General features: G+C 65.9%; 12 protein-coding genes. 7 read left to right on the top strand and 5 right to left on the bottom strand.

Translation table 11 applies throughout. From position 1 onward, the window contains the following. Positions 1-56: 56 nt before the first annotated feature. Together FYK34_RS08935 and FYK34_RS08930 are read right to left on the bottom strand one after the other, a co-directional pair. Positions 57-1,352 carry a maltoporin gene (locus FYK34_RS08935; RefSeq protein WP_149296045.1) on the bottom strand — a complete coding sequence of 432 codons (1,296 nt, stop codon included), beginning with the start codon at positions 1,350-1,352 and terminating at the stop codon, positions 57-59. 371 nt (positions 1,353-1,723) lie between these two features. Beyond that, positions 1,724-2,758: a substrate-binding domain-containing protein gene (locus FYK34_RS08930; protein ID WP_149296044.1), complete on the bottom strand. Its 1,035-nt coding sequence runs from the start codon at positions 2,756-2,758 to the stop codon at positions 1,724-1,726. 165 nt (positions 2,759-2,923) lie between these two features. Between FYK34_RS08930 and FYK34_RS08925 the strand changes: the two genes are divergently transcribed. The 7 genes from FYK34_RS08925 (at position 2,924) to FYK34_RS08895 (ending at position 9,673) form a co-directional block, all read left to right on the top strand. Further along, a complete protein-coding gene (locus FYK34_RS08925) occupies positions 2,924-4,546 on the top strand; it encodes a methyl-accepting chemotaxis protein (protein WP_168209690.1) in 1,623 nt (540 codons plus the stop codon). Between the two features lie 11 nt (positions 4,547-4,557). Beyond that, positions 4,558-5,277, top strand: coding sequence for a substrate-binding periplasmic protein (locus FYK34_RS08920; protein WP_149296042.1), 720 nt, complete (start codon positions 4,558-4,560; stop codon positions 5,275-5,277). Between the two features lie 194 nt (positions 5,278-5,471). After that, the gene (locus tag FYK34_RS08915) at positions 5,472-6,143 is read left to right on the top strand and encodes a CerR family C-terminal domain-containing protein (protein WP_149296041.1); all 672 of its coding nucleotides are present in this window, start codon (positions 5,472-5,474) and stop codon (positions 6,141-6,143) included. After that, complete coding sequence (locus FYK34_RS08910) at positions 6,136-7,098, top strand: HlyD family secretion protein (protein ID WP_196782671.1); 963 nt, start codon at positions 6,136-6,138, stop codon at positions 7,096-7,098. The genes FYK34_RS08915 and FYK34_RS08910 overlap by 8 nt, the downstream gene beginning before the upstream one ends. Further along, positions 7,095-8,018 carry an ABC transporter ATP-binding protein gene (locus tag FYK34_RS08905; RefSeq protein ID WP_196782669.1) on the top strand — a complete coding sequence of 308 codons (924 nt, stop codon included), beginning with the start codon at positions 7,095-7,097 and terminating at the stop codon, positions 8,016-8,018. The genes FYK34_RS08910 and FYK34_RS08905 overlap by 4 nt, the downstream gene beginning before the upstream one ends. A 15-nt stretch (positions 8,019-8,033) precedes the next feature. After that, positions 8,034-8,468: a hypothetical protein gene (locus FYK34_RS08900; protein WP_149296039.1), complete on the top strand. Its 435-nt coding sequence runs from the start codon at positions 8,034-8,036 to the stop codon at positions 8,466-8,468. A gap of 68 nt (positions 8,469-8,536) precedes the next feature. Then, the gene (locus tag FYK34_RS08895) at positions 8,537-9,673 is read left to right on the top strand and encodes an ABC transporter permease (protein ID WP_149296038.1); all 1,137 of its coding nucleotides are present in this window, start codon (positions 8,537-8,539) and stop codon (positions 9,671-9,673) included. A gap of 85 nt (positions 9,674-9,758) precedes the next feature. Here the strand turns inward: FYK34_RS08895 and FYK34_RS20620 are convergent, their stop codons facing one another. The 3 genes from FYK34_RS20620 to FYK34_RS08880 form a co-directional block, all read right to left on the bottom strand. Beyond that, complete coding sequence (locus FYK34_RS20620; RefSeq protein WP_174774511.1) at positions 9,759-10,463, bottom strand: hypothetical protein; 705 nt, start codon at positions 10,461-10,463, stop codon at positions 9,759-9,761. A 245-nt stretch (positions 10,464-10,708) separates the two neighbouring features. Next, entirely contained in the window at positions 10,709-11,317 is a 609-nt protein-coding gene (locus FYK34_RS08885; RefSeq protein ID WP_149296037.1) for a 3'-5' exonuclease, read from the bottom strand. Next, positions 11,317-13,122: a putative nucleotidyltransferase substrate binding domain-containing protein gene (locus FYK34_RS08880; RefSeq protein ID WP_149296036.1), complete on the bottom strand. Its 1,806-nt coding sequence runs from the start codon at positions 13,120-13,122 to the stop codon at positions 11,317-11,319. The genes FYK34_RS08885 and FYK34_RS08880 overlap by 1 nt, the downstream gene beginning before the upstream one ends. Positions 13,123-13,145 lie beyond the last annotated feature (23 nt).

Below are 13,145 nucleotides of genomic sequence, written 5' to 3'. Positions count from 1 at the left end.
CAGGGCATTGGATGGAAAACAAGGGGAGGCGGGCGCCTCCCCGATTCAACGATGGTTTACCACCAGGCTTCGGCCTGGGCGCCTATGGTCACGCCGTGAGTCTGGTTGCCGAAGTGGCCGACCACCGACAGCGGATTGTTGACGTCGGCGCCGGCGGCCAGCTGCGCGGCCTGGTTCCACTTGGCGTACGTGGCGAACAAGCGCAGCTGCGGACGGCTCCAGAAGCCTTGATCAGGCGAGATCAGGAAGGCCGCGGTGGTTTTGAACAGGGTGCGGCGCTCGCCATTCTCCGGCTTGACCTGGTCGTAGCCCATTTCCAGCGCCGCGCCCAGATGCTTGGTGAAGGCATAGGTAGGGCGCGCGCCCAGGGAGATCCAGGTTTGGCCATTGCCCTGGGCCGGCGTCTGCTTCTCCCATACCGCCACGGCCATGCCGCCGAACTTGCTGCCGGCAGGCTGCCATTGCAGCTGTTCCACCAGGCGGTACTTCTTGTCGTCGCTGTTGGCGTTGGGGTTGGGGTAGCCGTAGCTGCCGGCGATGCTGCCCTTCATGTATTGCAGGGCCAGCTTGTTGTAGCCGCCCAGCACGCCGCTCTGCGTGTGCATCACGTTGAAGGCGACGCCGTTGGTGGCCTGGTTGGCGGTGTCGGCGCTGTCTTTCTTGGCGTAGCGCAGGTCCAGGCCCAGGGTCAGCTCGCCGCCCGGATTGACCTTGATGCCGGACAGGCGGAAGTCGTGGCCGGTGACGCCCAGGGTGTGGTCCAGCTTGTCCACGGAGACATTGCCGCTGTCCACGGTGTTCTGGCGCCAGGCATAGGCGAACTTGCCCACGCCGACATCTATGTTTTCGATGCCGGCGCCGGGACCGGAGTTGTCCCAGAAATAGAAGTCATTGATGTGCACGTCCTGGCGGTCGTAGAAGCGCTTGCCTGCCCACACCTTGGCCTGGCCCAGGCCGATGTTCTCGGCGGTGACGAACATCTCGCGCAGGGCGAACTTGGAGTTGGAGTTGCCGTTCTTGTCCGAGCTGCTGTCTTCCCAGTCTTGCCACTGCTTGGCGCTCATGGCCAGGCGGGAGTCCACGCGGAAGCGCGCGCCGGTTTCGGCGTCGGCGTATACCTGCTTGCCCAGGGCCAGTTCGGCGTAGGTTTCGCACTCGTTGCCCAGGCGGTATTTGGCGCCTGCGCCGGGCAGCTGGAAGCACGATTGGGAGCCGCCGCCGCCCTGATTGCTGCCCACGCCGCTGCGCAGGTAGCCGCTGAAGTCCAGGCCGGCGCCATCGGCCAGTGCGGTCACAGGCAAGGCCGCTGCGAGGCTCAGCGCGGCCAGAGGGAGGAATGCTGCTGATTTCATCATCTACCCCTTCAATGTTGACTACGTTTCACTGGGCGAGGCATCTCGCCCGTCTCCATCTCAAATCGGTTTGAATGAATTTAAACCGGTTTAAATTTTGTGAAACGATCATACGTCCGAAGACGGATTCCGGGGTACGGCATTTCTCGCATTTGTTGAGACAAAACAAATGCACACGGTTTTTATGCTGCGGCTGCTTTCATGAAAACATTGTCATAATTTTAATTTTTCATTGGAATCAGTGGCTTGCGCATCTGTGTGCGTGGGTGGCTTGGGTTGATCTGTTGCATTGCAACGAATTAAACCGTTTCAAATTTGTAAGATTACAACATTGAGACGCAGACGAAGCCTCCGCAGGACGAAACAGGGGGTCAGCGAGGGGCGGCCTCGCTTTGGCGAGCCAGCGGCGCATCGGAGTTGCCTGGGCGCAGCACCGGCTGCCAGAGACGAGTCAGGCTTTGGGCAGGCTCGCCGGCCAGCCTGGCCAGCATCAACTCCGCCAGGGTCTTGCCCGCTTGCCTGGGTTCAGGCTGCAGTACGGCGCTGATGGGATCGGTTTCGCCATCGCTTTGCGGCAGGCCGCCGAACACGATGATGGAAAGGTCCTGGCCCGGTCTCAGGCCGGCTTGGCGCAGCGCCTGCATGGCGCCCACCGCGGCCACATTGTTGTCCACCACCACGGCGCTGGGGCGGGTCGGCGCGGACAGCAGCCTTTGCATGGCCAGTTTGCCCTGCTGAGGATTCAGTTCCGCGATCTCCAGCCGTTCCGGCGCGGGAACGATGCCGGCTTGCTCCAGCTCCAGCAGGAAACCATCGCGACGCTGGGACGCGAAGTTCATGCGCAGCGGCGCGCTGATCAGGCCGATGTCGCGATGGCCGAATTGCAGCAAGCGCTGCACGGCCAGGCGCATGCCGGCCTCGTTGTCGTAGTCGAACCAGGAGTAGGGTTGGGGCAGCTTGGAACGGCCGTGGGCGACGAAGGGAAAGCCGCGTTCCTGCAGGTACTGCAGGCGCGGATCGTTGACCAGGGTGCGCGCGACGATCAGGCCGTCCACGCGCGCGGCCGACACCATGCGGTGATAAGTCGCCAGCTCATTGGCCTGGGCGGCGGAGACGATGACCAAGTCCATCTGCGCTTCCGCCAGCTTTTCCGTGATGCCGGCGATCACGTCCAGAAACACGGGGTCGCCCAGGTCGGACGGCTCGAAGGGATAGATCAGCCCTATGCTGTCGGTCCTGCCCGTCGCCAGCTTGCGGGCGATGGTGTTGGGGCGATAGCCATGCTTGGCCGCGGCAGCCCGCACCCGCTCCCGGGTTTCGGCGTTGACTTCCGGAAAACCGTTCAGCGCGCGGCTGACGGTGGCGGGGGACAGTTTCAATAGGGCGGCGAGCTGGCGCAGGTTCATGACGAAAACGAGTGGGCGTTGCGTGAAATATGCCTAGGGTAGCGCGAAACGCGGAGGCTGGATATCGCTGGCGTCGGACGCGCCGCATGGGCTTTTGCGCGCGCCATCCTAGTCTACACTGTACTGATGCGTAGCAACGCCGCGGCCTGCGGCGGGGAGGCGGAGATGGCATGGCGTTTGACGGTGGGGCGGCGTATCGCCGTGTTGATTATCCTGTCCATAGTCTCCTTCGTGCTCTTGGGCGCGATCAGTCTGTCTCGCCTGAGCGCCGTGCAGCAGCAGTTGCGCAAGCTGGACGAGGTGTCGCTGGCCGAGGTGGACATCTCGCGCAGCCTGAGCGCCGAACTGACGGGCATGCGGCTGGAGACGGTGCGCCACATCGCCTCGCGCAATCCCGATGTCAAACGCGCGGCGGAGCAGCTGATACGCAAACACCGGGAGAACCTGGATCAGTTGCTGACGGCCTATCACAAGCTGCCCTTGCCGCCGGAGCAGCAACAGAAGGCCGAGCAGTTCCAGTCCACGCTGGCCGAATACATAGACGCGATCACGCCCTTGCTGGCGGCTTCGCTGGCCGATCCCGAGCATCCTCCGCCGGTGTACAACCCCAAGATCAACGGCGCGGCCAGCTCCATGGGCGCGCTGGTGGACGATATGGTCAAGAGCAGCCGCGACGACGCGAGCGCGGGGCGCGCGGGCGCGGAGCAGGATTACGCGGCGGCGTGGCGGCAGATGCTGACGGTGATCGCGCTGGGCGCGCTGGTGTTGTTGGCCGTCGGCTATCTGCTGCAGCGCTCCATCACCGTGCCTTTGGACGGCGCGCGCGACGCGTTGGCCAAGGTGGCGCGCGAGCTGGACTTCACGCGCCGCACCCAGCCGGCGGGGCGGGATGAGATCGCCGACGCGCTGCAGGCGCTGGATTCCTTGCTGCAAACGCTGCAAGACAGTTTCGTGGAGGTGGGCGGCGCGGTCGGCGGCGTGGCGGAATCCGCCCGCGGCATGCGCGAAACGGCGGACGAGCTGGCGGACAGCGCGGCGACGTCGTCCCAGGCCTGCTCCAGCATGGCGGCCTCGGTCGAGCAATTGACGGTCAGCATCGCCCATGTGCGGGACCGCGCGCAGGAGGCGAGCCGGCTCAGCAGCGACTCCGGGCAACTGGCCGCGTCCGGCGAGCAGGTGATACTGCGCACGGTGGGGCAGATTCAGACCTCGGTCGACGCCGTGCGCGAGGCGGCCGGCACGGTGGACACGCTGCGCGATCAGGTGGCGGCGATAGGCCGGGTGACCGAAGTGATCAAGGGCGTGGCCGAACAGACCAACCTATTGGCGCTGAACGCCTCCATCGAAGCGGCGCGCGCCGGCGAAACCGGCCGCGGCTTCGCCGTGGTGGCGGACGAGGTGCGCAAACTGGCGGAGCGCACGGCCCAGGCCACGCTGGAGATAGACGGCATGATTCAGGCGATGCAGCAGGAGGCGATGAACGCGGTGCGGCGGATGGACGAGGTGGTGAGCGGCGTGCAGGGCTGCGAGCAATCGGCCAATCGAGCCGGCGAAACCATCACCGAGATCAGCAGCCGCTCGGCCGAGGCGGTGGCCTTGGTCGGGGAGATCGCGGCGGCTATCGCCGAGCAGGCCGACGCCAGCACGACGATAGCCCAGCAACTGGAGCGCATCGCGCAGATTTCCGAGGAAAGCAGCGACGCCGCCGACTCCACTTCCGGTGCCGCGCAACGCTTGAACGCGCTGGCGGAGGAGCTGCACGCCACCGTCTCCCGCTTCCGGGTATAGGGGGCGCGGCGATGCGGCTGACTGCCGGCGCGATCCTGACCCTGGCGGCGGCGGCCGGCATGGCCCAGCCGCCGCATTACCAGTCCTACACGCTGGCGGTGGAGCCCTGGGGCATACTCGACACCGACCGCGGAGTGGGGCCGGACTTCATCCGCTTTCTGGCCGAGCGGGCCGGCTTCACCGTGGATGCCCGCGCCTGGCCGTATCTGCGCGTGATAGACGGCATGCGCAGCGGCGAAAACGCCATCAATCTGGGCATTCCCACGCCTGAGCGCGACCGTTACGGCATCGCCGTCTGCACCATAGGCTCGCTCAAGGTGTCCTTGCTGTATGGGCGCGGCGCGGGACGCCGGCACGACAACGCGGCCAGCTTCGCCGGCATGAGCATAGGCGAATTGCGCGGCAGCCGGACACTGGAGGCGTTCGACCGCGCCGTGCCGCACAAGCAGGTGCTGATCAGCGACATGAGCCAAGGTGTGCGCATGCTGGCGGCGGGGCGGCTGGACGCCACGGTCTGCGTCCGCCCCGGCTGCGGCAATGTGCTGGACGAGGCTGGCCTGGAGGAGCGGCAGGTGGGCGAATGGCTGTTCAGCGAGCAGCCGCTGGCCATCTATGTCTCGCGCGCTAGCGCGCTGTCGCGCGACTCCTCCACCATGCTGCGCTTGCGCCTGGCCTGCGACTCCTATGCCGGCAGGCAGGAAGTGCGCAGGCTGCTGGCGCCGTTTCACTAAGACCCGCCAACAAAACCCCCGGCCCCGCGTCGCGCCATCTGGCCCGCGCCGGCGCTGAATCCTTCCCCACCCGCATCGTGGCGCATCGCGCGTCTTGTCCCTTTGATTTGAAGCGCCGTCACGGTTTGCTTGCAATTGGAAAAAAATTTCCAGATAATTTGGAAAATATTTTCCAAATATCGAGCCAGCCCATTATGTTCCAGCCAGAGACGCCATCTCCCAAGCACGCCACCGGCGATGAAACCCGGCAGGCCCTGCTCAGTGCCGCCACCGAGGTCTTCCTGGCCGATGGCTGCAAGGCCGCGCGGGTCAAGGACATCGCCGCGCTGGCGGGCGTGCGCCTGTCGGCCATCAACTACCATTTCGGCGGCAAAGAGGGCCTGTATCTGGCGGTGCTGCAACACCATGCCAGGCTGGCCTTTCGGCACGCCCCGGTGCCGCCGCTGCCGCGGGAGCTGCCGCTGGAACAGCGCTTCCGCACTTTCGTGCAAGCCCTGGTGCGGCGCATGCTGGACCCGGCCAGCCCCTCGCGCATCGCCAGCCTGATGGTGCGGGAGGCGGCCAATCCGACGCCGGCGCTGGAGTCGATGCTGGAGCATGTGATCAAGCCGCAGTCGGCCATTCTGTTCGGCCTGTTGGCCGAGCTGTTTGGCCCGGATGCGACGCCGGACCTGTTGGCGCGTTGCGGCATCAGCGTGGTGAGCCAGAGCATGGCCTATGTCGGCATGCGGGCCCTGGTGGAAAAAATGCGGCCCGGTTTCTATCAGCGCGCGGATGGCCTGGACGAGCTGGCCGAACATATCAGCCAGTTTTCCTGGGCCGGCCTGAACGCCTTGGCCGCGATGGAAAGGAGCAAGCATGCGTAGCTGGATGGTTGCGGCGGCGTTGCCGTCCTTATTGGCGTTGGCGGGCTGCGAGAGCGGGGCCAGCGATGCGCTGCATGGCTATGTCGAGACGGAGCCGGTGCGGCTGGCGGCGCCGGTGGCCGGCAGGCTGTTGAAACTGCAGGCTGAGCGCGGCGATGCGGTGGCGGCGGGGCAGATCCTGTTCGTGCTGGAACAAGACAATGAAAAGGCGGCGGTGGCGGAGGCCGACGCGCGCGTGAAGCAGGCGCGGGCGCAGGCGGCCGACCTGGACAGCGGCAAGCGGCCCGATGAGCTGGCCGTGCTGGAGGCCGATTTGCGCATGGCCGAGACGGCGCTGCGCCAGTCCGAAGCGGACTGGAAGCGCCAGCGCGAACTGGCCGGCAGCGGTTTCCTCTCCCCGGCCGCGCTGGACGCTTACCGGAGCAAGCGCGATGCCGACGCCGCGCATGTGGCCGAGCTGCAGGCGCAGCTGCGCAGCGGCAAGCTGGCCGGCCGCGAGCAGAGCCGGCTGGCCGCGCAGGCCGGCGCGGATGCGGCGCGGGCGCAATTGGCGCAACGGCAATGGACGCTGGCGCAAAAAGCGGTGGCGGCGCCGCTGGCGGCGCGGGTGGAGGACAGCTTCTACCGCGTGGGCGAATGGGTGCCGGCCGGCGCGCCGGTGCTGGAGCTGCTGGCGCCGGGCGGGGTCAAGGCGCGCTTCTTCGTGCCGGAGCCGCTGTTGAAAGCATTCGCGCCGGGCGCCAAGGTTACGCTCAGCTGCGACGGCTGCGGCCAGCCCATCGCCGCCACCGTGCGCTTCATGGCCCGCGACGCGGAGTACACGCCGCCCATGATTTACAGCAAGGAAAACCGCAGCGAATTGGTATGGATGGCGGAAGCCGCGCCATCCGCCGGCGACGCCGCGCGCCTGCGGCCCGGCCAGCCGGTGGACGTGCGTCTGGCGGGCCGGCCATGAACGGCTATGTGATAGACGTGCAAGGCCTGACCAAGCGCTTTGGCGACAAGACCGTGGTCGACGGCCTCAATATGCAGGTGCGCGGCGGCGAAATCTACGGTTTCCTCGGTCCCAACGGCTCCGGCAAAACCACCTCCATCCGCATGATGTGCGGCCTGCTGACGCCGGACGGCGGCACCGGCCACACCCTGGGCTACGACGTGGTGCGCGAGGCGGCGGCGATCAAGCGCGAGGTTGGCTATATGACCCAGCGCTTCGGCCTGTACGAGGACCTGACCATACGCGAGAACCTGGATTTCGTCGGCCGCGTTTACGGCATGGACCGGCGGCGGGAGCGCGTGGACGCGGCGCTGGAGCGGCTGGGCCTGACGGGGCGGCAAACCCAGCTGGCCGGGCGTTTGTCCGGCGGCTGGAAGCAGAGGCTGGCGCTGGCCGCCTGCATGCTGCACCAGCCTCGGCTATTGCTGTTGGACGAGCCGACGGCGGGCGTCGACCCGCAGGCGCGGCGCGACTTCTGGGACGAGATCCACAAGCTGGCGCACGAGGGCATCACCGTGCTGGTGTCCACCCACTATATGGACGAGGCCGAGCGCTGCCACCGCCTGGGCTATATCGCCTACGGCAAGCTGCTGGCCATGGGCACACCGGATGAGTTGATCGAGCAGTCCGATCTGGTCACCTGGACCATAGCCGGCCAGGGCGCGGCCGGCCTGGCCAATGAGCTGGAGCGGTCGCCGGCAGTGGAAATGGTGACCCGTTTCGGCAATGCCCTGCATGTCAGCGGCGCCGATCCCGAGGCGCTGGCGGCGGCGCTGGCGCCGCACCGCGGCCGGCCGGGGCTGCAATTCGAAGCCGGCTCGCCGGCCTTGGAGGATGTGTTCATTCATCTGATGCGGCAATCCATGGACAACTTTCGCTGAATCTTCGGAGAAAATATGACAATCAACAGAAACAAGTTTGTGAATGCATTCGTGGTCTTCGCCTTATTGGCCAATATCGGCTTGTTTTGCTCCACGGCGATCCAGGTCGGCTTCGCTCATAACCTGGGCGTGCCCAGCGTGCCGGCGAATATCACGATGGCGCCGGATGAAGCGTTTGCCTTGCCGGGGCTGGCCGCGCGCGACTGGGCGGCCGGCGCTTGCGTCACGCTGGCCATGGTGGGCGCGCTTGCCCTGTTTGGGAAATTTTCCCGCCGCACGGCGCTGGCCCTGATCGCGATGGTGGAGTTCACCACTTTGCTTCCCATCATCCAGGCGCATTTCGGCGGCAGGCTGCCGGCCGGCGCGGACTGGATATTCATGCACCACTGCATCAGCGGCGGGCTGGCGCTGATTGCGGGGCTGATCGCGCCGGCGGAAGCGCGGGCGTAGCCGGCGGGTCGTTTCGGCGTTTTGGCCGGCGCCTAGCATGAGCGAGCGCCGGCAAGGAGAGTTCAGCAATGAGCGAGCGTTTCAGCCTGGCCCGGTTATGGGCGATCATCCTCAAGGAATTCATCCAGCTGCGGCGGGACCGCATCACCTTCGCCATGATGTTGCTGCTGCCGCTGGTGCAGCTGACCATTTTCGGCTTCGCCATCAACGGCGATCCCAAGCACTTGCCGACAGTGGTGGTGGCCCACGATCAAAGCCGCTTCAGCCGCGCCCTGATCGCGTCCATGGCCAACTCCGGCTATTACGATTTGATCCGAACCGATGCCGGCGATGCCGAGGCCGACGCCATGCTGGCGTCCGGTCGCGCGCAGTTCGCCGTGGTGATTCCGCCGGACTTCAGCCGCAAGCTGGTGCGCGGCGAGCGGCCGACCCTGCTGCTGGCCGCCGACGCCACAGATCCTTCTGCCACCGGCAACGCCATCGCCACCATGCAGCAATTGGCCGCCACCGCGCTGGCGCATGATCTGACCGGCCCGCTGGCCGGGCTGCAGCCGGGAGCCAGTCCGTTCGACTTGCGCATCCAGCGCCGCTACAACCCGGAAGGCGTCACCCAGTACAATATCGTGCCGGGGCTGATGGGCGTGATTCTGACCATGACCATGATCATGATGACGGCGCTGGGCATCACGCGCGAGGTGGAGCGCGGCACCATGGAGAACCTGCTGGCGACGCCGGTGCGGCCGCTGGAGGTGATGGTGGGCAAGATCGCGCCCTATGTGTTGATCGGCTATGTGCAGGTGGCGGTGATCCTGCTGGCGGCGCAGTTCGTGTTCCATGTGCCGTTCGTCGGCAGCCTGCCGCTATTGCTGCTGTGCGTGCTGACCTTCATCGGCGCCAATCTGACGGTGGGCATCACCATTTCCAGCGTCGCCCGCAATCAGACCCAGGCCATGCAGCTGACCTTCTTTTTCTTTCTGCCATCCATGCTGTTGACCGGCTTCATGTTCCCGTTTCGCGGCATGCCAGAGTGGGCGCAGGTGGTGGGCGAGGTCTTGCCGCTGACGCATTTCTTGCGGCTGATTCGCGGCGTCATGCTCAAGGGCAATGGCCCGGAGGTGCTGTGGCTGAATGTGTGGCCGCTGCTGCTGTTCATCGCCGTGGTGATGGGCATAGGCCTGAAACGTTTCCGCAAGACGCTGGATTGACGCCGCGGCGCGCCTCGCGTCCGTGGATCGGAAAATGAAACGCCGCCAGCGGCGGCGTTTCATTTTCGCCTGCTTGGGGCAGGGCTTACACCGATAAGGACATCAACAGGCTGGTGATGTCGTTGTTGCCGGCGCTGGCCTGATACAGGCTTAGCGCGGCCTGGGCCTGCTGATTGAGCGCGTTGCTCACCGCAGAGGCGCTGTTGGCGTTGTTGGTATTGCTACTGCTGCTTCGGCTGGCAGTCTGATTGCCGCTGTTCAGCAGATTGGCCAAGCCGTTGTTTTGATCGCCGCCGCCATGATGATGATGGTGGTGATGGTGGCGATGGCCGCCCTGGCTCTCCTGCGCGCCGTTGGCCTGTTGCAGGCCTTGCTGCAGCTGCTGGAAGGCCTGTTGCGCTTGGCTCAGGTTGCCGGATTGCAGGTCTTGGCCCAGGCTATTCAGCAACGAGGAAATGGAGCTGCCCGAGCCGGATACGTTGGATGCGTTGGATGCGCTGCCGGTGGTCTGGCTGTTGTTGGCCACGCTGATGGGGTCGGTGGCGGTGGTGGCGGCGCTGGCGCTGGAACTTGAGGCGGTCGCGCTGATCGCCTGGTTCAGGGCGGCGCTGAAATCCTGGCTGCCGGAGCCGGATTGGGAACCGTTCCATTGCTGCAGTGCGGCCAAGGCCTGCTGCGCGCCGGCCAGGTCGCCCTGTTGTCCGTATGGCGTCGGATGGCCGATATCTTGTCGGCGTAGCTGATGCAGCGAATGCAGTTGCTGCCAATTGTCAGTGCTGCGGATAGACATGGTGCTTCTCCTTGAAAACGTGGATGCCGGGCAGCGCTTCACGGATCCGCCGCTGTCCTGGACCGGGCGGCCTGCAATTCTTGCCGCCTTGCCGCCTTGGTTTGCCGCCTTGCCGGTGGGAATATGTCGGTTTTCCGATTTTTCTTGCCGGAACAATGGCTTGCTGATCCGGTAAGGAGCAAGCTGCGTGCCAGATGCAGAACTGGACTCAAAGGCAAGTGTTTATAAATATTGCGTCATATGGTTTAGCCATGGCCGCGCTGGCGCAACGCCTGGTAGAGCATGGCTACGCCCAGGGCATCGTTTAAGGCGTCATGGCGCGGCGGGGCGGGAATGGCCAGGTCGCGGTAGAGCTCCGCCAGCCGCAGGTCGATATGGGCGCCGTGATTTTGCTTGAACTTATAGTCGTAATACAGCCCGGAAACCTCTATCTTCCGCTGCGGCAGGCCTATGCCCAGCAGCGGCTTCACATATTTGTTCAGCACCGCCACGTCGTATTCCAGGTAGTAGCCAAGCAAGGGGCGGCCATCGATGAAGGCCAGCAGCTGTCTGATCGCTTCTTGCGGCGCCAGTCCATCCGCCAGGTCGCGTTGGCGCAGGCCGTGGATGGCGATGTTGCCGCCTTCGAGCGCGGCTTGCGGCTTGACCAACAGGTAGAGCGATTCGCTGCTGAGGATGCGGTTGCCGCGCAGCTTGACCGCGCCTATGGACAGCAGCTCGGCCTCCTGGATATTGAGGCTGGTGGTTTCGCAGTCCAGGCTGACCAGCTCGTGAGGATGCTCGTCAAGCAGGCTGCACCAGCGCGGATCGCGCAGTTTCGCCAGTTGCCAGCGTTTGCGCAAGCGGTCCAGCATCACAGGCTGCCCAAGCGGAAATGGTGGCGCAACAGCGCCTTGAAGCGCTTCACCACCGCCAGCGCCTCCTTCAGCAAGTCCCGCTCCAGGGTGGACAGTTGCTCAGGCGGCAGCAGATTGTCCGGCGGCTGGCCCGCGTCCATGCGGCGCAGACCGTGCTCCAGCCGCAGCTGGGCCAGGATGGATAGCGCCTCGCACACGTCGTCGGCCAGCGCCGGCTCCAGCCGGCCTTGCGCCACCAGCGCCTGGGCGCGCGCCGGACTGGCGGTTTCGGCCACGCTGTTTTCCAGCGCCAGGGCGCGCAGGCCGTGCACCAGCGGGAAGATGCCGCCTTTTTTCAGGTCCAGCGCATCTTGTCCCTCATGTTCGCGCGTGCGCAGGCGCGAGAACGGGCCGAGCGGCGTGTCAAACTGGTCCACGGCGCGGGCGAAGCGGGCGTAGAAGCCGGCGTCGTCTTGCAGCCGTTCGCGCAGGTAGGCGCGGCTGTCCTGCAGCAGGCTGGCGTCGCCGCACACCGCTTCGGCGTCGCAGAAAATGGCCAGCCGCATCATGCCCTCGCCGCTGGGATGGGCCAGCCAGCCGTGGATGCGGTCGCGCATGGCCGCGCGCGTCAGCCGCCATTCCGGATTGCTGACCATGACGCCGCCGGGGCAGGGCGGATAGCCGAAGCGGGCCAGGGCGGCGGAGAAGGCCTGGCAATGCTCCGCCAGCCGCTCCGGCGCGTAGCCGTCGCGCAGCAGCAGGGCATTGTCCTGGTCGGTTTTCAGAATCTGCTCGCCGCGGCCCTCAGAGCCCAGCACGATCAGGCAGCTGTTGTCCACCAGGTCGGCCGGGGCGATCATGCGCCAGGCGCGCGAAAACAGACGGGCGTTCAGCGCCTGCACCAGCCGGCCCAGCTGCGGCGGCCGCACGCCATGGCCGGACAGGATGCGGATCAGGCGGTCGATCTGGCCGGCGATATCGCTCAGCTCGTCCAGGCTGCTGGCTTGCTCCAGCCTTTGGGCGATCAGGTGGGAGTGATTGGAGAAATAAGACAACACGTCCACCTGGGCCAGGATGCCCACGGCGCTGCCGCGGTCGGTCACCACCAGCCGGCGCAGATTGCGCTGCGTCATCAGCAAGAGCGCATTGAACAGAAAGTCGTCGATGTCTATGGTCAGCAAGTCGTAGCCGCAATGGCGGCCTACCGGCTCGGCGCTGTCCACGCCGTCCACGATGATGTCGCGGAAGTCTGTGGTGGTGAAAATGCCCAGCCGCTCGCCTGCGCGCACCAGCACGGATTTGCTGCGGTGCGATTTCATCGCCGCCGCCGCGTCGCGGATGCTGTCCGCCGCATCGACGAAAACCGGCTGGCGGCAGCCGGCGTCGCGCACGGTGGCGGTGAGCAGGGTTTGCAGCTCCTGGTTGCCGGCGCGCTGGGCCAGCATGCCCAGCTTGTGCGACACGCCGGCGTAGAAATAGGCGCCGAAGCGCGGGTTATTTTCGGTCAGGGCCAGCAGTTCCGCCCGCGGCAGGGCGAACAGCAGGGCTTCTTCTTCCACCAGGAAACGGTGCGGCGTCTGGCCGGCGATCAGCGCGCGGGCGTCGAAGCTGTCGCGCGGGTGGTAGCGGGCCACCACCTCCTCGTCCGCCAGCTCGCACACCTTGCCCTTGATCACCACATACATCGCGTCTATCGCCTGGTTCGGCGCGATCACCACGGCGTCGTCGGGAAAGTAGACGATGTCGGCGCGCGCCTCCAGCGCGTCGCGCTCGGCGGGGCTGAGGGTGTCGAACGGCGGCTGGCTGAAGTCGAAGCGGCTCATGACGGGTCCGGTCGGTGGTGGCC

Source organism: Chromobacterium paludis, assembly GCF_008275125.1.
GTDB lineage: Bacteria > Pseudomonadota > Gammaproteobacteria > Burkholderiales > Chromobacteriaceae > Chromobacterium > Chromobacterium paludis.
The sequence above is the reverse complement of the archived record's forward strand: the minus strand, read 5'-3'. Positions and strand labels throughout refer to the sequence as shown.